The following is a 20,905-nucleotide window of genomic DNA, read 5'->3' as shown; positions in this document are numbered from 1 at the left end:
GATCAGTCCGGGACTATAGGCAAAAATCCCGCGTCTTGCAGGACATCTTTCGCCATAGCGGTAGAAATCTTACGTCCCGATGACAAAGCCGCCTCGTCCAGCAGGCGCGTCACGGCGGCGATGGCGGCATAGCTGCGCTCGATCCGCCGCAGCAGCCATTCGGGCAGGTCGGCGGCATAGCTTGCCCCGGCCGACGCCAGGGACCGCTCGATCAGGGCGCGGGCCAGCGCCTCGTCCGGCTGCTCCAGCGCGACATGCGGCGCCGCCGCCAGCCGGGACCGCAGGTCGGGAAGGGCCACCTGCCATAGCGCGGGCGGCGCGTCCGCGATCAGCAGCAGCGGGCGCTGCGCCGTCTGCGCATCGTTCCAGGCGTTGAACAGCGCCTGCTCATCCTGCCGCTGTGCATCGTCGATCATCGTCCCGCCGCTCTGCGCGACGAAATGGCGGCCCAGCGTCGAACGGCCCGACAGGGGCGGCCCGCTCAGCACGCTGATCGCCAGCGGCCATCCCCGCCAGTTCTCCAGATGGCGGACGGCGATGCGGTTGGCGTCGCTGACCAGGAAATCCTCGCCGCTCGCCCGATCAGGCCGGTCGAACGGCAGGCTGATCTGTCTCATGGCGCCTTTCATTGCGCAGAGCCGGCTCCCGGTGTCCCACCCCTGCGGATGCGCAGCGTATTGCCGGACACGGCGACGTTATAGCCCTTCGCCGCCAGCGCTGCACGCAACATGTCTACCGTGCCGTCGAAGCTCACCTGCATGACCGACGTGCCGCCCAGCGCCAGGCTGCTCGTCGCCGCCGAACGCACGCCCGCGATGGAACGCACGGCGGCTTCGCCCTGCGCCACCGATCCGACGTCCGGGGTGTCGAACTGGATCGCGTAGCTGCCCGTGGTGGCGGCGGGCGTCGGCATGTCGAGCGTTTCCACCGGCAGATCGGCGGCATTTTCGATCTCCAGCGCATTGGGATCGACCGGCTCCTCGATGATCAGCGACGGATCGGGACGCAGGCGGCCGTCATTCAGCGCCTGGGTATAAAGCTGGTCGATCCGCTGCGTCGCCTGGTCCAGCATCTGCGGGATCGCGCTGTCGTTGGAGGCGCGCAGGGAAAAGCTGCCGATCAGGAAATTGTCGGGGCCGTAGCGCGCCGTGAAGGTGCCGGTCACCGGACCGCCCGGATATTGACGGTCGAGCCGTGCGATCGGGATCACCACGTCCGCCGCGCCATATTGGTCGAGCAGCACGCGCCACCACAGCCGCCCGCGCCGCCCGGTCTGCCCCGCATTCAGCAGGATCGGATCAGCGATCGACCCGGCCACGCGGACATAGTCGATCGCGCTGTCGCCGGTGCGGAAACGCGCCCAGGCCCGCTGCCATTCGTTGATCCGCTCATAGGACACGGCCGACCCGCCGTCCCACAGCACCGGGATCACCAGCAGGGGCGGGGACCGCATGACATTGCCGGTCACGCCCAGCAACTGGCCCGTCCGCGCCCGGTCGAACATGACGCCCAGCGTGGCGACATAGCGGGTGGGGCCCGCCTGCTCATATTCGATCTCGATGCCCGAAATCATGCCTTCAAGCTGCGAATCGGACAGGGCCGGCGCGCCGCTGCCGCCATGGGTCCGGGTCCACAGCATCTGCCACGCCCGCCGCTGCGCCAGCCGCCAGCCGGCCTTGCGCGCGCTGTCGGCATCCTTGGCGAAGACGTCGACCTTCACATGGCTCACCTGGAAATCGCCGCCGCTGGCGATGGGGGGCACGCCGCGCTCCCCCTCCATCTGCGCGACCAGCGCCGCAGCGGCGAGGCCAAGCATGATCGCGCCCAGTATCTGGATCGGGCGCGACGCTGCGCGGAACAGGTTCAAAGGCCGGAGGGACAGGCCACGAAGGACAGAAGGCACGTTCACGCGCGTCCTTTTGGCGAGATTTGCTTGCGCTGCCAAGCGGCAACCCATTTCCCGTTCCGTTTTCGCGCACAATGTGCGTTATTTGGCTTGCCGCATTTTCTTAAACCGTCAGATGTTTCCATCTGACTTGAAAATGCTTAGGGGCCACAGCCATGAGCGACACCGAATCCTACAGCTACGCCAAGGCTGGCGTCGACATCGCCGCGGGCAATGCGCTGGTTCGCGCCATCGCCCCGCTTGCCAAGGCCACCCGTCGCCCCGGCGCCGACGCGGAACTGGGCGGCTTCGGCGGTTTCTTCGACCTGAAGGCGGCCGGTTACGACGATCCGCTGCTGGTCGCGGCCAATGACGGCGTGGGCACCAAGCTGAAGCTCGCCATCGATCACAACGCCCATGACGGCGTGGGCATCGACCTGGTCGCCATGTGCGCCAACGACCTGATCGTGCAGGGCGCCGAACCGCTCTTCTTCCTGGACTATTATGCCACCGGCAAGCTGGAGAGCGGCGTCGCCGAACGCGTGATCGCGGGCATTGCGGAGGGCTGCAAGCAGGCCGGCTGCGCCCTTATCGGTGGAGAGACGGCGGAAATGCCCGGCATGTACGGGCCGGGCGACTATGACCTTGCCGGTTTCTGCGTCGGCGCGGTGGAGCGGTCCAGGGCGCTGACCGGCAACCGGGTCAAGGCGGGCGACGTGCTGCTGGGTCTCACTTCCTCGGGCGTGCACAGCAACGGCTTCTCGCTGGTGCGCCGCCTTGCCGCCGACAAGGGCTGGAAGCTCGACCGCCCGGCGATCTTCGATAATGAGGTGCTGCTGATCGATGCGCTGATGGCGCCGACGCGCATCTATGTGAAGTCGCTGCTGCCGCTGGTCCGGGCAGGCCGGATCAATGCGCTGGCCCACATCACCGGCGGCGGTCTGCTGGAGAATATCCCGCGCGTGCTGCCCGAAGGCTGTCATGCGGTTATCGACGCCGACGGCTGGGAACAGCCGCGCCTGATGGCTTTCCTCCAGGCGCAGGGCAATATCGAGCCGGAGGAAATGGCCCGCACCTTCAATTGCGGTGTCGGCATGGTGCTGGCGGTGGATGCGGATGCGGTGGACGCCGTGACGGCGGATCTGGAAGCAGCGGGCGAAACCGTGGTCCGCGTCGGCCTCGTGGAGGCGGGCGAAAAGGGCTGCACGGTCAAGGGCTCACAGGAAACATGGAGCGCCAGGGCCGACTGGACCGCCACGCATCTGGGGTAAGTCACTGAAACCCGTTCGTTTCGAGCGAAGTCGAGAAACGAAGTCACAAGGGTTCTCGACTTCGCGCGAACCGGACGGGGACTGCAAGTGAAGGCAAAGGTCGGCGTTCTGATTTCCGGACGTGGCTCGAACATGGCGGCGTTGCTCTATGCCGCCAGGCATCCGTCCTGCCCCTATGAGTTGGTGCTGGTCGCCGCCAACGATCCCGAAGCCCCCGGCCTGACCCTCGCCGCCGCCGAGGGCATCGCCACCTTCGCGCAGAGCCACAAGGGCCTGAAGCGCGCCGAATTCGACGCCATTATCGACAAGGCGTTGCGCGGGGCGGGCGCGGAATATGTCGCGCTGGCCGGCTATATGCGCCTCCTCTCGCCCGAATTCGTCGCCGGCTGGGAAGGCCGGATGCTGAACATCCACCCCAGCCTGCTGCCCAAATATAAGGGTCTCGACACCCATCGGAAGGCTTTGGACGCAGGCGATACCCATGCCGGCTGCTCGGTCCACATCGTCACGGCGGAACTGGACGATGGGCCGGTCCTTGGCCAGATCGAAGTCGCGATCCTGCCCGGCGACACCGCCGACAGCCTCGCCGCGCGCATATTGATGGCGGAACATCAGCTCTACCCGCGCACGCTGGCGGATTTCGTCACCCGCGAGCGCCAGCCCGAATGGCTGCTGAACAAAGTCCGTGAGCGCGCCCTGGCCCTGCCGCAGGCGGATGAGGTCACGTCCCACGGCATGCCCTGCTTCGGCATCGAAAAGGGCAAGAAATTCGCCTATTTCACGCAGGATCGTCATGGCGACGGCGTTATCGCCATCCTCGTCAAGACGACCGCGCCGGAAGAACAGGCGATGTTGATCGAAAGCGACCCCGCCCGCTATTACCGCCCCGCCTATTTCGGGGATGGCTGGGTCGGCATCCGGCTCGATCTGGGGGACACGGACTGGGACCAGATCAACGAACGGCTGGAGCGGAGCTGGCGGGAGGTCGCGCCCCGCAAACTCACCGCCCTGATGGACGCCGCCGACGAATTTTAACCCCGCTCTTTCCTTTCCAATGGCCCAACCCCACTATAGGCAGCCATGACCGACACCTCCCCCACTCCCGCCATAGAGATCGCCAACCTCACCAAGGTTTACAAGGGCGGCAAGCAGGCGCTCGACAACATCAACCTCTCCATCCCGCGCGGGCAGATTTACGGCCTGCTGGGGCCGAATGGCGCGGGCAAGTCGACCACCATCAACATCCTCGCCGGGCTGGTGAACAAGACCAGCGGCACGGCGAAAATCTGGGGCTTCGACATCGACCAGAACCCCCGCAACGCCAAGAACAGCATCGGCATCGTGCCGCAGGAGATCGTCTTCGATCCCTTCTTCACCCCGTTCGAGACGCTGGAGAATCAGGCGGGCTATTATGGTGTGCCCAAGGACCGCCGCCGCTCGATGGAATTGCTGCGCGCCGTGCATCTGGAGGACAAGGCCAACGCCTATGCCCGGACCCTGTCGGGCGGCATGAAGCGCCGGCTGCTGGTGGCGAAGGCGATGGCGCACAGCCCGCCGATCCTGGTGCTGGACGAACCGACCGCCGGCGTCGACGTGCAGTTGCGCCAGCAGCTCTGGGCCTATGTGCGGGAGTTGAACCGGCAGGGCGTGACCATCGTTCTCACCACGCACTATCTCGAAGAAGCCGAGGAGCTGTGCGACCGCATCGGCATCATCAACCATGGCAAGGTCATCACCGACAAGCCGACCCGCGAGTTGATCGCCATGGCGCAGGAAAAGGTCGTGCAGGTGACGGTCGACCGCGACGTGGTGACGCCGCCCGCCGACCCCAGTTTCGAGAAGATCGAACTGTCGGACGAGCGCACGCTGACGATCACCTATATGAAGAACCGCGCCAATGCGGGCCAGGTGCTGAGCGCCGTGCAGGCCAGCGGGCTTTCCATCGTCGACGTGGTGACGCGCGACCCTGATCTGGAGGATGTGTTCCTGAACCTGACCGCGGCGGCGTGAGGGAGAGGGATGCCTCTCCCCCTCCCGCAGGCGGGAGGGGGCCGGGGGGTGGGCTGGCGCGACCTTTCAGAAGCAGGAATACGTCCCGCGCAAAGTCGCTAAGAAACGAGGCATCTCCGCCTGAGCGGTTCCTTTGGCAGCGCCTGCGCAACCGCCAACTGGACGGCCGCAAGTTCAGCCGCCAAATCCCTATCGGCCCTTATTTCGCGGACTTCCTCTGCCGTGAGGCGAAGCTCATCATCGAACTGGATGGCTCCACCCACGACGACAGTGCGGAATATGACGCCCGCCGCGACGCCTACTGTCGCGAACTAGGCTTTACCGTCTTGCGCTTTCAGAATGCCGACGTGATAGGGAATATCGAAGGCGTGCTGTCGCATATCATGGCAGCCCTCGCGCAAGCCCACCCCCAACCCCTCCCGCCTGCGGGAGGGGAGTAAGAAGACTATATGCCCACCACCACCTATGACGTCGTCATCATTGGCTCCGGCGCGGCGGGGCTGACGGCCGCCATCAACCTGGCGCAGGACCGCAAGGTCGTGGTGCTGGCCAAGGGCGCGCTGGATGGCGGGTCCACCAACTGGGCGCAGGGCGGCATTGCCGCCGTGCTCGACGCCGGGGACAGTTTCGAGGCGCATATCGAGGATACGATGGTCGCAGGCGCGGGCCTGAACGACCGCAGCACGGTCGAATTCGTCGTCTCCGAGGCTCCTGCGGCGATAGAGCGGCTCGCGGAGCTTGGCGTTCCCTTCAATGGAGGGGAGGAATTCGGCGAACGCTGGCACCTGACCCGCGAAGGCGGTCACAGCCACCGCCGCATCGTCCATGTCGACGACGCCACCGGCCATGCCGTGCAGGTCGCGCTGCTGAAGGCCGCCCGCGCCAATCCCAACATCACGCTGCTGGAGGACAGGGTCGCCATCGACCTCATCACCAGCCGCCATGGCGAGCGCTATTCGGGCGACGGGCATGTATGGGGCGTCTATGCCTTCAACAGGCTGACGGACCATGTCGACGCGATCCTGGGCAAGGCGACGATCCTCTGCACCGGCGGCGCGGGCCGCACCTATCTCTTCTCCACGGCTCCCCGGGGCGCGACCGGGGACGGCATCGCCATGGCCTGGCGCGCGGGCTGCCGCGTCTCCAACATGGAGATGAACCAGTTCCACCCGACCTGCCTCTACAATCTGGAGGTCAAGAATTTCCTCATCACGGAGGCGGTTCGGGGGGAGGGCGGTCATTTGAAGCTGCCCCCCGGTGTCCCCGGCGGCGGGGAACGCTTCATGCCCCGGTTCGACCCGCGCGGCGAACTCGCCCCCCGCGACGTGGTGGCCCGCGCCATCGACCATGAGATCAAGCGGCTCGGCCTCGACTATGTCCATCTCGACATCAGCCACAAGCCGCCGGAATTCGTGCGCACCCATTTCCCGACCATCTATGCGCGCCTGCTGGACCTCGACATCGACATCACGAAGGAACCGATCCCGGTCGTCCCGGCGCAGCATTATACCTGCGGCGGCGTGGTCATCGACCTTGACGGCCGCACCGACCTGCCGGGGCTCTATGCGGCGGGCGAAGTCACCGAAAGCGGCCTGCACGGCGCCAACCGCCTCGCGTCCAATTCGCTGCTGGAATGCTTCGTCTTCGGGGAAGCCGCCGCCCGGCACATCCGCGCCCATTGGGACGAACTGCCCGCGCCGCCGCCGATCCGCCCCTGGGACGAAAGCCGCGTCACCAATTCGGACGAAGAGGTCATCGTCCAGCATAATTGGAAGGAAATCCGCCGCTTCATGTGGGACTATGTCGGCATTGTCCGCACCACCAAGCGGCTGGAGCGCGCCAAGCACCGCATCGACCTGCTGGCGAAGGAAGTCGACGAATATTACGGCCATTTCCGCGTGACGCCGGACCTCATCGAACTGCGCAACCTGCTGGAGGTCGCGCGTCTGGTCGTCCGCTCCGCCCTGCATCGCAAGGAGAGCAGGGGGCTGCACTATACGCTCGATTATCCGGCGATGCTGCCGCAGGCGGTCGATACGGTGCTGGCGCCCTGAAAGAAGCTGAAAAAAGGTGGCGCAGCGTCCATCGCGCTGCGCCATGAGTCGAGGAGTGACGCGGAGGAAGGCGTCGGATTGCTTTTACCCCTGCTGTCCCGCCGCGCCTTTGATCGGCGTCAAACCGTCTTCAGAAAATTGCCGAGGACCGCGTTGAAGCGGGCCGGCTGATCCGCCATGACGACATGGCCGCTGGGGCCGATGGGCACCAGCCGCACGCCGCGCTTGGCGGCATAGGCGGCGCGGAAGGTTCGGCCGATCTCGCCCGCCTGCGCCGCATCGCTGCCGACGGCATAGACCACCTCCATCGGCGCGGTCAGCCGCGCCAGTTGCGGCCCCAGGTCGACATTGGCGAGATCGCGCAGCGCATTGGCGACGACATCCGGATCGCTGCCCCGGGCGCCCGGCATTTCCGCCAGCATCCGCGCCAGATAGGCGCGCCCCGCCCTGGTTCCGGTGAAATATTGCCCCAGTTGATCGGCCAGAAATCCCATGCCCTGCGCCGTGCCGCCGACCATCGCCGCCCCTTCGGGCAGCATGTCGACCACCATCAGCCGCCCCGCCAGCCCCTTCAAACCCAGCATCATCGCCAGCGTGCCGCCCATGCTGTGGCCGACGATGGCGGGCCGCTCCAGCCCCGCCGCCGCGATATAGCGGGCGATCTCGTCCGCCAACGGCTGGACCAGCGGCCCGCTGGCATTGGCGTCCGCCGCGAGGCCGGCAAAACCCCGCACGTGGACCAGGTGCCAGCGATAACCGGAAAGCGCGCCGACCACCCCGTTCCACAGCCCCGGCCCGCTCGCCAGCCCCGCGATCAGCACGACATCGCGACCGGCGCCGCGAGTCGTCACGGCAATGCGGCGCGAAGCGAAGGGCGCCGCCCACGCCCGTGCCGGCAACATGCCGCCCGCCAGCAGCGCAGTCGCCATCCGCATCATCGTCCGTCTGTTCATCATGTGGTTCATCGGCATGTGGTTCATCGGCGCTTCCTTGCAGTCCTTCGCCTGAACCTCAACTGAGCTAGGCTCAGGACCCCTTACTGGCGGGTTCGAGGCGTCGAAATGGCGAACATATCGGGCCGAAATGCGTGCCGCGAAGGCTCATTGCCTTTGCCAGCGCATTTCGGTTCGAGATGGAAGCCATTTCGGCGTCCCGCAGGGATTTGACCAAAATGGCCCAGTGCTGCGTCGGCAAGGCTAGAAATATCGACATATTCCTGCGCCTTGCCTTCTGGCCCTGAGCCATTTTGCCTCAAACCTCGAACCCGCCGTAATGGGTCCTGAGCCTAGGGCGCGCCTCGTTCAGCCTCCTTACATCGCATTTGTGGAATCGTTCATCGCATGATTCTTGTCACCCGGCGCGGGTCTGAACCCTAATGCGAAAGGAGAGTGCGGGGATTTCGATGACCAATTTCAAGGGAGGGCGCGGCAAGCGCCCAAATGGCGGCGGCAATAGCGGCTCGGCCCGGCTCGTCCTGTTGATGGCGGCGCTTTCGGCCTGCGTCAGCGCGCCGCAGCAACCCTATGCGGCGGTCCAGCAGCGGCCGCAGCCTTCCACCGCGACCTTCCCGATCAAGCCGGTCGCCAATCCGCCCAAGCCCTTCGAAGCGCTGAAGGTCGACCAAAGGGAAACGCCGCCCCCCGCGCTGGTCAGCGTGATCCGCAACCTGGGCCAAAGCTTCAACGGCAAGGTCGGCATCGCCGTGCGCCGCATCGGCAGCGACTGGACCGTTGCATGGAACGGCAATCTGCTCTTCCCGCAGCAGAGCGTTTCGAAGCTCTGGGTGTCCATGACCTTCCTCGACGCGGTCGACCGGGGCAAGATCCGCCTCAGCGACAGCACCACCATCACGAAGAAGGACCTGACCCTCTTCCACCAGCCGACCGCCGCCCTGGTCGGCAATGCCGGCTGGACCACCACCTATTCCGACCTGATGCGCCGCGCCATGACGCAGAGCGACAATACCGCCAACGACACGCTGCTGCGCGCCGTCGGCGGGCCGGAAGCGGTGCGCAGCTATCTCGCGCGCCGCTATATCAGGGACATCCGCTTCGGGCCCGGCGAACGGCTGCTGCAATCCACCACGGCGGGCCTGGAATGGCGGCAGGATTATTCGATCGGCCGCAACTTCTACGCCGCCCGCGCCAGGCTGCCCCTATCGGTGCGGCAGAAGGCGCTGGACAATTATCTCGCCAGCCCGCCGGACGGCGCCGCGCCATCCTCCATCGTGCAGGCGCTGGCGAAGCTCAAGCAGAACGACATGCTTTCCCCGGCATCGTCGCAACTGCTGCTTTCGATCATGGGCGAGGCGAAGACGGGGCCGCAGCGGATCAAGGGCGGCGTGCCGGCGGGATGGCATTATCTGCACAAGACCGGCACGGGTCAGGAACTGGGCGCGCGTTCGACCGGGTTCAACGACATCGGCATCATGACCGCGCCCGACGGCACCAGCTATGCGGTCGCGGTGATGATCGGCAGCACGACGGAACCGATCCCGACGCGCTGGCAGTTGATGCAGGCGGTGGCGAAGGCGGTGGCGGCCAACCACGAGGCGCGTTAGTCTTCTTTCCGTCATTCCCGCGAAGGCGGGAATGACGGAGTAGGATTCAATCCAGATTGGGCCGCAGCCAGCGCTCGGCCGTCTCAAGATCCACCCCGCGCCGCCCGGCATAATCCTCCAGCTGGTCGCGCCCCACCCGCGCCACGCCGAAATATTCCGCCTGCGGATGCCCGAAGTAAAAGCCGCTGACCGCCGCCGTCGGCAGCATCGCGAAGCTTTCCGTCAGCGAAATGCCCGTCGCGTGATGCGCGTCCAGCATGTCGAACAGCAGCGGCTTCAGACTATGCTCCGGACAGGCGGGATAGCCGGGCGCGGGCCGGATGCCGCGATATTGCTCCTTGATCAGCGCCTCGTTGGTAAGCTGCTCGCCCTCGGCATAGCCCCAGAGCGCGGTGCGCACATAATGGTGCAGCCGTTCGGCAAAGGCCTCCGCCAGACGATCCGCCAGCGCCTTGAGCAATATGTCCGAATAATCGTCGATAGCGTTCTTGAACCGCGCCAGATGCGGCTCGATGCCGTGGATCGACACGGCGAAACCGCCCATCCAGTCGCCATCATGGCTGATGAAGTCGGCAAGGCACATATTGGCCCGGCCCTCCCGCTTGGCGATCTGCTGGCGCAGCATCGGCAGGCGGACATGCTTTTCATCCTCGACATGGACGATGATGTCATCGCCTTCGCGGCGGCAGGGCCACAGGCCGGCCACGCCGCGCGCCGTCAGCCATTTCTCGTCCACGATGCGGTCGAGCATCTTCTGCGCATCGGTGAACAGGCTGGTCGCGCTCTCGCCCACCACCCTGTCCTCCAGGATCGCGGGATAATTGCCCGCCAGCTCCCATGCGCGGAAGAAGGGCGTCCAGTCGATATAGTTGCGCAGGTCCTTCAGATCCCAGTCCGGGAAGCGGTGGACGCCGGGCAGGCGCGGCTTGCCGGGCTTCAGGCTCTCGTCGATCTCGAAGGCATTGGCCCGCGCTTCCTCGATGCTGAGCAGCTTGCTCTGCCCCTTGCCCTCTCGGGCGGCGCGGACATGGGCATAATCATCCTTGGTCTTCTGGACGAAATCGGTCTTCTGGGTTTCGGAGACGAGCGCCGTCGCGACGCCGACCGCCCGGCTGGCGTCCAGCACATGCACCACCGGCCCGGTGAAGGCCGGATCGATGCGCAGCGCGGTATGCACTTTGGAGGTGGTCGCGCCGCCGATCAGCAGCGGCATGGTCATATCCGCGCGCTGCATTTCCGCCGCGACCGTCACCATCTCGTCCAGCGAGGGGGTGATGAGGCCGCTGAGACCGATCATGTCGGCGTCATTTTCGTTCGCCGCCTTGATGATGTCCTGCCACGGCACCATGACGCCCAGATCGATCACCTCGAAGCCGTTGCACTGGAGCACGACGCCGACGATGTTCTTGCCGATGTCGTGGACGTCGCCCTTGACCGTCGCCATCACGACCTTGCCCTTGCCCTTGGCGCCGGGCTCCTTCGCCGCCTCGATGAAGGGGAGGAGGTGGGCGACCGCCTTCTTCATGACGCGGGCGGATTTCACGACCTGCGGCAGGAACATCTTGCCCGCGCCGAACAGGTCGCCGACGACATTCATGCCGTCCATCAGCGGGCCTTCGATCACCTCGATGGGCTTTGCGGCAGCGAGGCGGGCTTCCTCCGTATCCTCGACCACATACATGTCGATGCCCTTGACCAGCGCATGTTCCAGCCGCTTGGCGACCGGCCAGCCGCGCCATTCCTGCGCCGCCTTTTCCGATGCGGCATCCTTGCCCTTGAAACTCTCCGCCAGCGCGACCAGGCGTTCGCCCGCCTCCGGATCGCTGTTCAGCAGCACATCCTCGCACGCCTTGCGCAGCGCGGGGTCGATGGCGTCGTAAACGTCGAGCTGGCCCGCATTGACGATCGCCATGTCCAGCCCCGCCGGAATGGCGTGGTAGAGGAAGACCGAATGCATCGCCCGCCGCACCGGCTCATTGCCGCGGAAGGAGAAGGAGAAGTTCGACAGGCCGCCCGAAATATGGACATGGGGGCAGCGCGCCTTGATCTCGCGGCAGGCCTCGATGAAGTCGACGCCGTAATTATTATGTTCCTCGATCCCGGTCCCCACGGCGAAGATGTTGGGGTCGAAGATGATGTCTTCCGGCGGGAAGCCGATGGACATCAGCAGCTTGTAGGCGCGCTCGCAGATCTCGACCTTGCGGTCCTTCGTGTCGGCCTGGCCGGTCTCGTCGAAGGCCATGACGACCACCGCCGCGCCATAGGCCATGCAGAGGCGGGCGTGATGGAGGAAGGCTTCCTCACCCTCCTTCATGCTGATCGAATTGACGATGGGCTTGCCCGACACGCATTTCAGGCCGGCTTCGATCACTTCCCATTTGGAACTGTCGATCATGACCGGAACGCGGGCAATGTCCGGTTCGGACGTCATCAGCTTCAGGAAGGTCGTCATCGCCTCCACGGCGTCGAGCAGGCCTTCGTCCATGTTGACGTCGACGATCTGCGCGCCGTTCTCCACCTGATCGCGGGCGATGTCGATGGCCGCGGCATAGTCGCCCGCCATGATCAGCTTCTTGAACTTGGCCGATCCGGTGACGTTGGTGCGCTCACCGATATTGACGAAAGTGGCGGTCGATTGGGTCATTCCCTGCTTCTCTTCTCTTCGTCATCCCCGCGAAGGCGGGGATCCATCTCCCAACATAGCACCAGGGGAGAAGGCAGGAGATGGATTCCCGCCTTCGCGGGAATGACGGATTTATATCTTACGCGGCAATATGCATCGGTTCGAGGCCCGCAAGCCGCGTCACCACCGGCAGCTCCGGCACCTGACGCGGCTTGTGCCCCGCCAGCGCCTTCGCCACGGCGCCGATATGCGCCGGCGTCGTGCCGCAGCAACCGCCGACCATATTGACCAGCCCCTCATCCACCCACTGGCGGATCAGGTTCGCCGTAGTCTCCGGCAGCTCATCATATTGTCCCAGTTCATTGGGCAGCCCCGCATTGGGATAGGCCAGGATCAGCGTATCCGCATTCTTGGCCAGCTCACTCAGATAAGGCCGCAGCAGATCCGCCCCGAAGGCGCAGTTCACCCCGATGGTCAGCGGCTTCAAATGCCGCAGCGAATACCAGAAGGCGTTGATCGTATGCCCGGACAGGTTGCGCCCCGACATATCCGTGATGGTGAAGCTCAGCATCAGCGGCACCGGCCGCCCCGCCGCCGCCTCGGCCTCCCGCGCCGCCATGCCCGCCGCCTTGGCGTTCAGCGTGTCGAAGCAGGTCTCGACCAGCAGGAAGTCCACGCCGCCCTCGATCAGCGCGTCGCACTGCTCGCGATAATCGGCCTTCAGCGTATCGTAATCGACCTCGCGATAGGCCGGATCGTTGACGTCCGGAGAGATCGACAGCGTCTTGTTCGTCGGCCCGATCGACCCCGCGACAAAGCGCGGCCGCCCATCCTTCGCGCTCGCCGCCTCGCACGCCTTGCGGGCGATCCGGGCGGCGGCGATGTTGATCTCCCGCACCAGATGTTCGCAGCCATAATCGGCCATGGCGATCTTGGTGGAGGAGAAGGTGTTGGTTTCGATCATGTCCGCACCGGCGTCGAGATAGGCGGTGTGGATGCCCTCCACGATGTCCGGCCGGGTCAGGCAGAGCAGGTCGTTATTGCCCTTCTGGTCCTTCGTCAGATCGAGCGACCCGCGATAATCCGCCTCCGTCAGCCCATGTTTCTGGATCGACGTGCCGTAGCCGCCGTCGAATATCATGATCTTCTCCGCGGCCACGGCGCGGAAGCGTTCCTCGGCGGTCATGCCGTCTTCTCCAATGTCGCCGGCCGCAGCCCGAGCAGATGGCAGATCGCATAGCTCAGTTCCGCCCGGTTGAGCGTATAGAAATGAAAGTCGCGCACCCCGCCTGCATAAAGCTTGCGGCACAGTTCCGCCGCCAGCGTCGCGGACACGAGCTGCCGCGCGGCGGGCAGGTCGTCCAGCCCCTCGAACAGCTTGCCCATCCAGCCCGGCACATCGGTGTTGCACATGGCCGACATGCGCTGGACCGCCGCGAAATTGCTGACCGGCATGATGCCCGGAATGATGTCGGCGTCGATCCCCGCCGCCGCCACAGTATCCCGGAAGCGGAAGAAGGTATCCGGCTCGAAGAAGAATTGCGTGATCGCCCGCGTCGCGCCCGCATCCAGCTTGCGCTTCAGATTGTCGATGTCGCCCCGCGCGCTCAAGGCGTCGGGATGCGTCTCCGGATAGGCGGCCACCGAAATCTCGAAGGGATGGCGCTTCACCAGCCCTTCGACCAGTTCCGCCGCGCCCTTGTACCCGTCCGGATGCGCCTCGAACTTCGCGCCCGCTTCCGGCGGATCGCCGCGCAGCGCCACGATATGCCGCACGCCCGCTTCCCAATAGGCGTCGGCCACCCCGTCGATCTCCGCCTTGCTTGCCGCCACGCAGGTGAGGTGCGCCGCCGCCGACAGGGGCGTCTCCTTCGCGATCCGCGCCACCGTGTTATGCGTCCGCTCCCGCGTCGACCCACCTGCGCCGTAAGTCACCGACACGAATTTCGGCGCCAGCGGCGTCAGCGTCTGGATCGCGGACCAGAGCTGCTCCTCCATCTTCTCCGTCTTGGGCGGGAAGAATTCGAAGCTCACATTAATGTCTCCCGTCAGATCGGCATAGAGCGGCGCTTGCCAAGCCCGCGTGGCCTCTTCGACGGAGGGAAAGCTCAAGGTCATGCGGAAAGTCGTCCTTCGATAGGCAGGACGCGCGCGCCACGGCGGCGGCCCAGCCATAATTGCACCGTCAGTTCCTGGCCGGGCAGCACCTCCACCCGCTCCAGTTCCAGGCCCGCATCCGCGAACCAGCTTTCGATCTGCCCGTCGGAAAAGCCCAGCCGCGCATGCTGGTCGCGCAGCCGTAGCTCTTCCCGTTCATGCGCCGCGAAATCGGCGATCAGGACGCGGCCGCCCGCCGCCGTCACCCGGGCCGCTTCCTCGATCACCGCCTCGGGCGCCTGGGCATAGTGCAGCACCTGATGCAGCACCACCGTATCGGCGCTGCCCGGCTCCAGCGGCAGGGCGCTGAAATCGCCCAGCACCAGCGCATATTTGTCGCCCGCATCCTCGGGCAGCTTGGCGCGGGCCAGCCGCAGCATGTCCGAGCTGCGGTCCAGCGCCGTCACCTGTTCCGCCGACGGACCGAACAATTCGATCATTCGCCCGGTCCCGGTGCCGATGTCGAGCAGATGGCCGATCGGTTCCGCCCCCAGCAGGGCGGTCATCGCCGCCTCCACATCGCCCTCCGGCACATGCAGGGACCGGATCGCGTCCCATTCCTCGGCATGTTCGGCAAAATAGCTTTCCGCCGCCTGGGCGCGATCCGCCCGTACCGCCGCCAGCCGGGCGAGGTCGGCCTTCTGCCACAACAGTTCGCCCTCCGACGGCACGAGTTGGTCGAAAAGCGTCAGAAAGGGTCCGATTTCCGCCTCTTTGCCCAGCCGCAGGAAAACCCAATTGCCTTCCTTGCGCCGCTCCACCAGACCGGCTTCGGCCAGGATGCGGACATGGCGGGACACGCGCGGCTGGCTTTGCCCCACGACCTGCGCGATTTCGCCCACGGCCAGTTCCATGGCGCGCAGAAGATAGATGATGCGCAGCCGCGTCGGGTCGCCCAATGCCCGGAAAATGTCGATTGCTGCGCTCATGCATGGATCATATAAAGAAATCTTTATATGCGTCAATGGTCGTTCGGAACCGCGCCGTTCAACCCCTGACAGCCCCGAATCACGGGCTTGACGCATGATTGGGATTGCCATGAGTCGCCGGATTCATTACGAATCGCGGCGCAGACGCAATGGGGGGTGAACTTTTCTCCGAGAGTGGTCTGCACCGTTATTATTCTCAGAGAGGGGTTAACCCATGACCAAGTCGATTGCTCTTTCGCTCGTTCTCGCCGCGTCGCTCGGCCTGGCCGCCTGCTCGGGCGGTGCGGAAAATGCCGCCAACGCTTCGGCCAATGCCGCGGAGAACGCTTCGAACGCTGCCGACAACGCCATGAACGCCGCGCTGAACGCTGCCGACAATGCTTCGAACGCCGCTTCGAACGCTGCGAACACGGCCGGCAACGCTGCCGCGAACGCGATGTAATTCCCAGAAGGGAATTGTCTGGAATGGGCCGCGCCGGAAACGGGGCGGCCTTTTTCTTTGACTCGCGCCGGTCGGTTCCATCAGGCTGAGCCTGCCCTGGCGTTGCAGGGACAGGATGCGTCAGAAGGCAAAAAAAAGGCCGCCCCGATGGAGCGGCCCTCTTTTCGTTCATCCTTCAACGGTGGATCAGCAATCCCGGTCGATCGCCCGCCCGGCCAGCGCACCCACGCCCGCGCCGATGATGGCGCCCGTGGTGCCGTCGCCGCGGCGACCGTAGCGGCCGCTGCCCTTGCCGACTTCATTGCCGAGCAGGCCACCGGCTATCGCGCCGATGATGGTGCCGCCCGTGCCATTGTCCCGGCAGCGATAGCCACCGCGATAGCCGCGATAGCCCCGGTAATAGCCGTCGCCGCGATAATAGCCGCCGCCCCGGTAATAACCATCGCCGCGATAGCCGCGATACCCGCGGTCGCCGCGATAATAGTCGCCACGGTCATAATGGCGGCCCCAGCCGTCGCGGGCCATGGCCGGCGTTGCGGTGACGGCCAGAGAGGCAGCGCCCATTGCCAGCGCCGCCCCCAGATTGATCAGAAACTTCGTCTTCATGGCGTTGCTCCTCATTTGCCATCGATCACGGCAGGTCTTCCACGGAGGACTCACCATCGATTGAGACCCTTTTGCCCGATTCGCATTGAGCCAAGCCTGAATGGCGATGTCAGCCGCCGTTCAGCATTGGAGCAACCGGCAGGAACGCTTATCGCGCTTTTCGGCGGTCGATGCCAGCGCCGCGAAAAACCCTGCACAGGGGCCGATTATCCCCTATGGCAAGGGCGATGCGCCGAATCCTGATCGTCCTGCTGCTCGCGATCCTGCTGCTTCCCGCGCCGCACAAGAACAAGCCCGAACCCTTCGGCCCCGGCCCATTGCTGGTGCGGGCGCGCGCCTTGTCCCTGAACGCGGCCGATCCCGCCCAGCGCGACCTTGGAATGCTGCACTATCTGGGCGGATGGCAACTCAGCAGCACCCATCATGGCTTTGGCGGCATATCCTCGCTGCTGGCGGAACCCGACGGCCAGATTCTGGCGCTCAGCGATTCCGGCACGCTGATGGGTTTCCACATCGGCCCGGGCAGGGCGGAACGGCGTCCCTTCATCGCCCCGCTTCCCATCCGCCCGCAGGATCGGGAGCGCCCCTGGTGGGCCTGGGATTCGGAGGCGATGGCTCATGATCCGGCGACAGGGCGCTATTGGGTGGGCTTCGAACTGCAACAGATGATCTGCCGCTATTCCCCCGGCTTCGCCCGCGTCGAAGCCTGCCGCACCTGGCCGGAGATCGAGGCCTGGCCGGAAACGGGATCGGTCGAATCCCTGGCGCGGCTGCCCGGCGGCCGCTTCCTCGTCCTGGCGGAAATGGGGATGACCGCCGACGGCAGCCACGACACGCTGCTGTTCGCGGGCGACCCGGCCGAAGCCGCTACGGCGGCGCCCATGCACCTGCGCTATGTGCCGCCGCGCGGTTATCGCCCGACCGACGCGGTCGCGCTGGACGACAGGCATGTGCTGGTCCTCAACCGGCGGCTGACCTTGCAGGAACTGTTCACGGCGACCCTGGCGATCATCGAGCTGCCGGAAGAGCCGCGCTCCGGCGACCGGCTGAAGGCGCGCGTCTTGGCCCGGCTGGCGCCGCCCCTGTTGGCCGACAATTTCGAAGGATTGGCCCTGAGCCGGGAAGGCGGTCGCCGGATCGTCTGGATCGCGTCGGACGACAATCACGAATTTTTCCAACGCACCCTGCTGCTGAAATTCGCCCTGGATTGGCAGGGATAGGGCGGCATGAAGGAACAGCGGGCGGGGACCGGCCTCCCGGCCCCCCCAGCCCGTCTCAGCTACGCACATCCTGCTCCGTCACCGGAGCGATCTTGATTTCGACGCGGCGGTTGGACGCCTTACCCTCCGCCGTGGCGTTGGATGCGATCGGCTGGGTTTCCCCGAAACCGCGCGTGGCGATGCGGGCCGACTGCACGCCATGGCTCGTCAGATAATCGCCCACTGCCTGGGCGCGCCGTTCCGACAGGGCCTGGTTATAGGCATCGGTGCCGTCGCTGTCGGTGTGGCCGTACACGTCGATATAGGTCTTGGGATATTGCGCCAGTACGGATGCGACGTCGTTCAGCGTCGGCTGGAACTGGGGCTGCACGGCGGAACTGTCGGTGGCGAAGGTGATGCCCGATGGCATGCGCAGCACCAGATTGTCGCCATCGCGGATCACGTCCACGCCGCTGCCGGCGGTTTCTTCGCGCAATTTCTTTTCCTGCGCGTCCATATAGGCGCCGATGCCCGCGCCCGCGACCGCGCCGATGCCCGCGCCCAGGATCTTTTCGGTGCGGTCATGCCGCCCGCCGACCAGATCGCCTAGCAGATAACCGCCCAGCGCGCCGCCGATGCCGCCGATCGCGGCCTTGGAAATGGTGCGGTTGCCGGTGTTGGGATCGGTGGTGCAGGCCGTGGTCGCCAGCATGGCGGCCAGGCCGGCCGCGCCGATGATGCGATGAAAATTCCGCATGGATATATTTCCCTTTCTCGTGCGCCCGAACGGAGCGGATGCACCCCCAATGGATGAGAGGAGGCCTTTGTTCCACAAGCGAACTGAACTGCAGATGATGCGGCGGTTGTGAAATTGTAAGAATCAGGGTTATAGGTGGCCGCCGACCGCCATGGCCAATATCCCCCCGCACGCTCCGACGCCCTTTCCCTGGGTCGACCTCGTCATCATCTTGGCGCTCGTCGCGCTGAACGGCCTGTTCGCCATGTCGGAACTGGCGATCGTGTCCGCCCGCAAGCCGCGCCTTCAGGCGATGGAAAAGGCCGGGCGGCGCGGCGCGCGCTCCGCCCTGGCGGCGGCGAGCGATCCCGGCAAGTTCCTTTCCACCGTGCAGATCGGCATCACCCTGATCGGCATCGTCGCGGGCGCCTATTCCGGCGCCAGCCTTGGCGGGCCGACGGGGGAACGGCTGGCGATGCTGGGCCTGTCGCCCCATGCCGCGCAGAATGCCGGTTTCGCCCTGGTGATCGGCCTTACCACCTATGCCTCGCTGATCGTCGGGGAACTGGTGCCCAAGCAGTTCGCCCTGCGCGCGCCGGAGCCCATCGCCGTGCTGGTCGCCGGGCCGATGCTGTGGCTGGCGAAGGTCACCGCCCCCATCGTGTGGGTGCTGGACGGATCGAGCGCCCTCATCTTCCGCCTGCTGGGGCTGACCCGCGAATCGGAAAATCAGGTGACGGCCGAGGAACTGCACCTGATCGTGGCGGAGGCGAGCAGGTCCGGCGTGATCGAGGAGAGCGAGCGGGCCATCATTTCCGGCGTGGTGCGGCTGGCCGACCGCCCGGTGCGCGAGGTGATGACCCAGCGCATGGATGTCGACTGGATCGACATCCATGCCGATGAGGAGGCAATTCGCGCCAAGCTGCTCGATACGCCGCACACCCGCCTGCCGGTGGGCCGGGGGACGGTGGAGGACATCATCGGCGTGGTGCAGGCGCGCGACATCATGACCGCGCTGTTCCGGGGCGAGGGGCTGAGCCTGGAAAGGCTGATGCGCAAGGTGGAGGTCGTGCCGGATCAGGTCGACGCCATGGACGCGCTGGAGGTGCTGCGGCGGGCCGAGGTGCCGATGGTCATGGTGCATGACGAATATGGGCATTTCGAGGGGATTGCGACGCCTGCCGACCTGCTCTCCGCCATTGCAGGCCATTTCGTGTCCGACCTGGACAGCGAGGATGAGCCGGACCTGGTCGAGCGGGAGGACGGCAGCCTGCTGGTGTCGGGCCAGATGCCGGTGGACCTGCTCGCGGACCGGATCGGCATCGACTTGCCGGAGGATCGCGACTATGCGACGGTCGCCGGCCATGCGCTGTGGCTGCTCAAGCGCTTGCCGGAAGTGGGCGATTTCATCGACGATCAGGGCTGGCGGTTCGAGATCGTGGATATGGATGGGCGCAAGATCGACAAGCTGCTGATCGCGGAGCGATAGGATGCGGAACGATGCGCTGGACGCGGTCGAGGGATTGACGCGGCGGGCGCTGGAGGAGGCTGGCGGTCGCCTGCTGGTGATCGGCTTGTGCGGGGCGCAGGGCAGCGGCAAGTCGACGCTGGCGGCGGGCTTGCGGCAGAGGTTGCAGAGCGACGGGATTCCGGCCGCGATCCTTTCCATCGACGATCTGTATCGCACGCGGGCGGAGCGGGAGGCTATGGCCCGTTCGATCCATCCGCTGCTGCGCACGCGCGGGGTGCCGGGGACGCATGATGTGGCGCTGGGGTTGCGGGTGATCGATGCGTTGGAGCGGGGAGAGGCGACCTTGCTGCCGCGTTTCGACAAGGCGTCGGACGATCCTTTGCCGGAAGGGCGATGGGAAAAGGCGGCGACTGGCACGCGGTTGCTGCTGCTGGAGGGCTGGTGCGTCGGTGCGCTGCCGCAGGGCGCGGCGGCGCTGGTGGAGCCGGTCAATGCCCTGGAGCGGGAGGAGGATGCGGACGGCGTCTGGCGCGCCTTTGTAAACCGGGCGCTGGCGGAGGACTATCAGGCGCTGTTCGCGCGGCTCGACCGGCTGGTGCTGCTGGCCGCGCCGGACTTCGGGATCGTCCGGCGCTGGCGGACGCAGCAGGAGCATGACCTGCGCAAGGAGGCTGGCGGCGGCATGCCGGATGCCCGGATTGCGCGCTTCGTCCAGCATTATGAGCGGCTGACCCAGCATATTCTGGAGGAGATGCCGGGCCGGGCGGACCTGACGATCAGGCTGGACGAGATGCGGCGGGTGATCGGGATTTGCAACGGCTGACACCCGGCATTGCTGCGCTCGCCGCCTCTGACTTGATCCGGCCCCCTTGCTTCTCAGTCACCGTCAAAGAAAAAGGCAGGATTCCGGATCGCGTCCGGGGTGACCAAAAGGGCATCTCAAACGGAGGAACGGCAGACGA

General features: G+C 65.7%; 19 protein-coding genes. 10 read left to right on the top strand and 9 right to left on the bottom strand.

Translation table 11 applies throughout. From position 1 onward, the window contains the following. Window positions 1–2: 2 nt before the first annotated feature. A complete protein-coding gene (locus TZ53_RS01565) occupies window positions 3–617 on the bottom strand; it encodes a chromosomal replication initiator protein DnaA (RefSeq protein ID WP_044660205.1) in 615 nt (204 codons plus the stop codon). Between the two features lie 8 nt (window positions 618–625). Then, window positions 626–1,909: a hypothetical protein gene (locus tag TZ53_RS01560; RefSeq protein ID WP_025548668.1), complete on the bottom strand. Its 1,284-nt coding sequence runs from the start codon at window positions 1,907–1,909 to the stop codon at window positions 626–628. Between the two features lie 152 nt (window positions 1,910–2,061). Between TZ53_RS01560 and purM the strand changes: the two genes are divergently transcribed. From purM to nadB, 5 genes are all read left to right on the top strand, one after another. Further along, window positions 2,062–3,156, top strand: coding sequence for a phosphoribosylformylglycinamidine cyclo-ligase (purM, locus tag TZ53_RS01555; protein ID WP_025548666.1), 1,095 nt, complete (start codon window positions 2,062–2,064; stop codon window positions 3,154–3,156). Between the two features lie 132 nt (window positions 3,157–3,288). Continuing rightward, complete coding sequence (purN, locus tag TZ53_RS01550) at window positions 3,289–4,191, top strand: phosphoribosylglycinamide formyltransferase (RefSeq protein ID WP_044660204.1); 903 nt, start codon at window positions 3,289–3,291, stop codon at window positions 4,189–4,191. A gap of 45 nt (window positions 4,192–4,236) precedes the next feature. Further along, entirely contained in the window at window positions 4,237–5,166 is a 930-nt protein-coding gene (locus tag TZ53_RS01545) for an ABC transporter ATP-binding protein (RefSeq protein WP_044660203.1), read from the top strand. Continuing rightward, complete coding sequence (locus TZ53_RS01540; RefSeq protein ID WP_229742378.1) at window positions 5,163–5,606, top strand: endonuclease domain-containing protein; 444 nt, start codon at window positions 5,163–5,165, stop codon at window positions 5,604–5,606. The genes TZ53_RS01545 and TZ53_RS01540 overlap by 4 nt, the downstream gene beginning before the upstream one ends. A 9-nt stretch (window positions 5,607–5,615) precedes the next feature. Next, on the top strand, window positions 5,616–7,220 hold the full coding sequence (gene nadB / locus TZ53_RS01535; protein WP_025548663.1) for an L-aspartate oxidase: 1,605 nt from the start codon (window positions 5,616–5,618) through the stop codon (window positions 7,218–7,220). Between the two features lie 119 nt (window positions 7,221–7,339). On the opposite strand, the gene TZ53_RS01530 is transcribed toward nadB, so the two are convergent. Next, window positions 7,340–8,176, bottom strand: coding sequence for an alpha/beta fold hydrolase (locus TZ53_RS01530; protein WP_044662774.1), 837 nt, complete (start codon window positions 8,174–8,176; stop codon window positions 7,340–7,342). 446 nt (window positions 8,177–8,622) lie between these two features. On the opposite strand from TZ53_RS01530, the gene TZ53_RS01525 reads away from it, so the two are divergent. Then, entirely contained in the window at window positions 8,623–9,780 is a 1,158-nt protein-coding gene (locus TZ53_RS01525; RefSeq protein WP_044660202.1) for a serine hydrolase, read from the top strand. 46 nt (window positions 9,781–9,826) lie between these two features. On the opposite strand, the gene metH is transcribed toward TZ53_RS01525, so the two are convergent. The 4 genes from metH to TZ53_RS01505 all read right to left on the bottom strand — a co-directional run bounded on the left by metH (window position 9,827) and on the right by TZ53_RS01505 (window position 15,489). After that, entirely contained in the window at window positions 9,827–12,424 is a 2,598-nt protein-coding gene (gene metH, locus TZ53_RS01520; RefSeq protein WP_044660201.1) for a methionine synthase, read from the bottom strand. 118 nt (window positions 12,425–12,542) lie between these two features. Then, window positions 12,543–13,589, bottom strand: a complete 1,047-nt coding sequence (locus TZ53_RS01515) for a homocysteine S-methyltransferase family protein (RefSeq protein ID WP_044660200.1) — start codon at window positions 13,587–13,589, stop codon at window positions 12,543–12,545. After that, entirely contained in the window at window positions 13,586–14,521 is a 936-nt protein-coding gene (gene metF, locus TZ53_RS01510) for a methylenetetrahydrofolate reductase (protein ID WP_044660199.1), read from the bottom strand. The genes TZ53_RS01515 and metF overlap by 4 nt, the downstream gene beginning before the upstream one ends. Beyond that, window positions 14,518–15,489, bottom strand: a complete 972-nt coding sequence (locus TZ53_RS01505) for an ArsR/SmtB family transcription factor (RefSeq protein ID WP_044660198.1) — start codon at window positions 15,487–15,489, stop codon at window positions 14,518–14,520. The genes metF and TZ53_RS01505 overlap by 4 nt, the downstream gene beginning before the upstream one ends. Window positions 15,490–15,703: 214 nt before the next feature. On the opposite strand from TZ53_RS01505, the gene TZ53_RS01500 reads away from it, so the two are divergent. Further along, window positions 15,704–15,931 (top strand): hypothetical protein, encoded by a 228-nt coding sequence (locus TZ53_RS01500; protein WP_025548654.1) that lies wholly within the window; start codon window positions 15,704–15,706, stop codon window positions 15,929–15,931. 186 nt (window positions 15,932–16,117) lie between these two features. On the opposite strand, the gene TZ53_RS01495 is transcribed toward TZ53_RS01500, so the two are convergent. Then, entirely contained in the window at window positions 16,118–16,537 is a 420-nt protein-coding gene (locus TZ53_RS01495; protein WP_025548652.1) for a glycine zipper 2TM domain-containing protein, read from the bottom strand. A 227-nt stretch (window positions 16,538–16,764) separates the two neighbouring features. Between TZ53_RS01495 and TZ53_RS01490 the strand changes: the two genes are divergently transcribed. After that, window positions 16,765–17,757, top strand: a complete 993-nt coding sequence (locus TZ53_RS01490) for an esterase-like activity of phytase family protein (protein ID WP_025548651.1) — start codon at window positions 16,765–16,767, stop codon at window positions 17,755–17,757. A 55-nt stretch (window positions 17,758–17,812) separates the two neighbouring features. Here TZ53_RS01490 and TZ53_RS01485 read toward each other — a convergent pair whose 3' ends face one another. Further along, complete coding sequence (locus TZ53_RS01485) at window positions 17,813–18,493, bottom strand: OmpA family protein (protein ID WP_044660197.1); 681 nt, start codon at window positions 18,491–18,493, stop codon at window positions 17,813–17,815. A 151-nt stretch (window positions 18,494–18,644) separates the two neighbouring features. Between TZ53_RS01485 and TZ53_RS01480 the strand changes: the two genes are divergently transcribed. Together TZ53_RS01480 and TZ53_RS01475 are read left to right on the top strand one after the other, a co-directional pair. Continuing rightward, window positions 18,645–19,961 (top strand): hemolysin family protein, encoded by a 1,317-nt coding sequence (locus TZ53_RS01480; RefSeq protein WP_025548648.1) that lies wholly within the window; start codon window positions 18,645–18,647, stop codon window positions 19,959–19,961. A 1-nt stretch (window position 19,962) separates the two neighbouring features. Further along, window positions 19,963–20,766: a kinase gene (locus tag TZ53_RS01475; protein ID WP_044660196.1), complete on the top strand. Its 804-nt coding sequence runs from the start codon at window positions 19,963–19,965 to the stop codon at window positions 20,764–20,766. Window positions 20,767–20,905 lie beyond the last annotated feature (139 nt).

The organism is Sphingobium sp. YBL2, assembly GCF_000943805.1.
Classification (GTDB): domain Bacteria; phylum Pseudomonadota; class Alphaproteobacteria; order Sphingomonadales; family Sphingomonadaceae; genus Sphingobium; species Sphingobium fuliginis.
Note: the sequence above shows the minus strand (reverse complement) of the source record. Positions and strands in the feature narration are given on the sequence as shown.

What these genes read in the sequence shown, in the direction of transcription:
- TZ53_RS01475 (WP_044660196.1), top strand. Translation starts at nt 19,963, where the DNA reads ATGCGGAACGATGCGCTGGACGCGGTCGAGGGATTGACGCGGCGGGCG.
- TZ53_RS01515 (WP_044660200.1), bottom strand. Translation starts at nt 13,589, where the DNA reads ATGACCGCCGAGGAACGCTTCCGCGCCGTGGCCGCGGAGAAGATCATG.
- TZ53_RS01530 (WP_044662774.1), bottom strand. Translation starts at nt 8,176, where the DNA reads ATGATGAACAGACGGACGATGATGCGGATGGCGACTGCGCTGCTGGCG.
- TZ53_RS01565 (WP_044660205.1), bottom strand. Translation starts at nt 617, where the DNA reads ATGAGACAGATCAGCCTGCCGTTCGACCGGCCTGATCGGGCGAGCGGC.
- nadB (WP_025548663.1), top strand. Translation starts at nt 5,616, where the DNA reads ATGCCCACCACCACCTATGACGTCGTCATCATTGGCTCCGGCGCGGCG.
- TZ53_RS01500 (WP_025548654.1), top strand. Translation starts at nt 15,704, where the DNA reads ATGACCAAGTCGATTGCTCTTTCGCTCGTTCTCGCCGCGTCGCTCGGC.
- TZ53_RS01495 (WP_025548652.1), bottom strand. Translation starts at nt 16,537, where the DNA reads ATGAAGACGAAGTTTCTGATCAATCTGGGGGCGGCGCTGGCAATGGGC.
- metF (WP_044660199.1), bottom strand. Translation starts at nt 14,521, where the DNA reads ATGACCTTGAGCTTTCCCTCCGTCGAAGAGGCCACGCGGGCTTGGCAA.
- purM (WP_025548666.1), top strand. Translation starts at nt 2,062, where the DNA reads ATGAGCGACACCGAATCCTACAGCTACGCCAAGGCTGGCGTCGACATC.
- TZ53_RS01505 (WP_044660198.1), bottom strand. Translation starts at nt 15,489, where the DNA reads ATGAGCGCAGCAATCGACATTTTCCGGGCATTGGGCGACCCGACGCGG.
- metH (WP_044660201.1), bottom strand. Translation starts at nt 12,424, where the DNA reads ATGACCCAATCGACCGCCACTTTCGTCAATATCGGTGAGCGCACCAAC.
- TZ53_RS01485 (WP_044660197.1), bottom strand. Translation starts at nt 18,493, where the DNA reads ATGCGGAATTTTCATCGCATCATCGGCGCGGCCGGCCTGGCCGCCATG.
- purN (WP_044660204.1), top strand. Translation starts at nt 3,289, where the DNA reads ATGGCGGCGTTGCTCTATGCCGCCAGGCATCCGTCCTGCCCCTATGAG.
- TZ53_RS01545 (WP_044660203.1), top strand. Translation starts at nt 4,237, where the DNA reads ATGACCGACACCTCCCCCACTCCCGCCATAGAGATCGCCAACCTCACC.
- TZ53_RS01480 (WP_025548648.1), top strand. Translation starts at nt 18,645, where the DNA reads ATGGCCAATATCCCCCCGCACGCTCCGACGCCCTTTCCCTGGGTCGAC.
- TZ53_RS01525 (WP_044660202.1), top strand. Translation starts at nt 8,623, where the DNA reads ATGACCAATTTCAAGGGAGGGCGCGGCAAGCGCCCAAATGGCGGCGGC.
- TZ53_RS01490 (WP_025548651.1), top strand. Translation starts at nt 16,765, where the DNA reads ATGCGCCGAATCCTGATCGTCCTGCTGCTCGCGATCCTGCTGCTTCCC.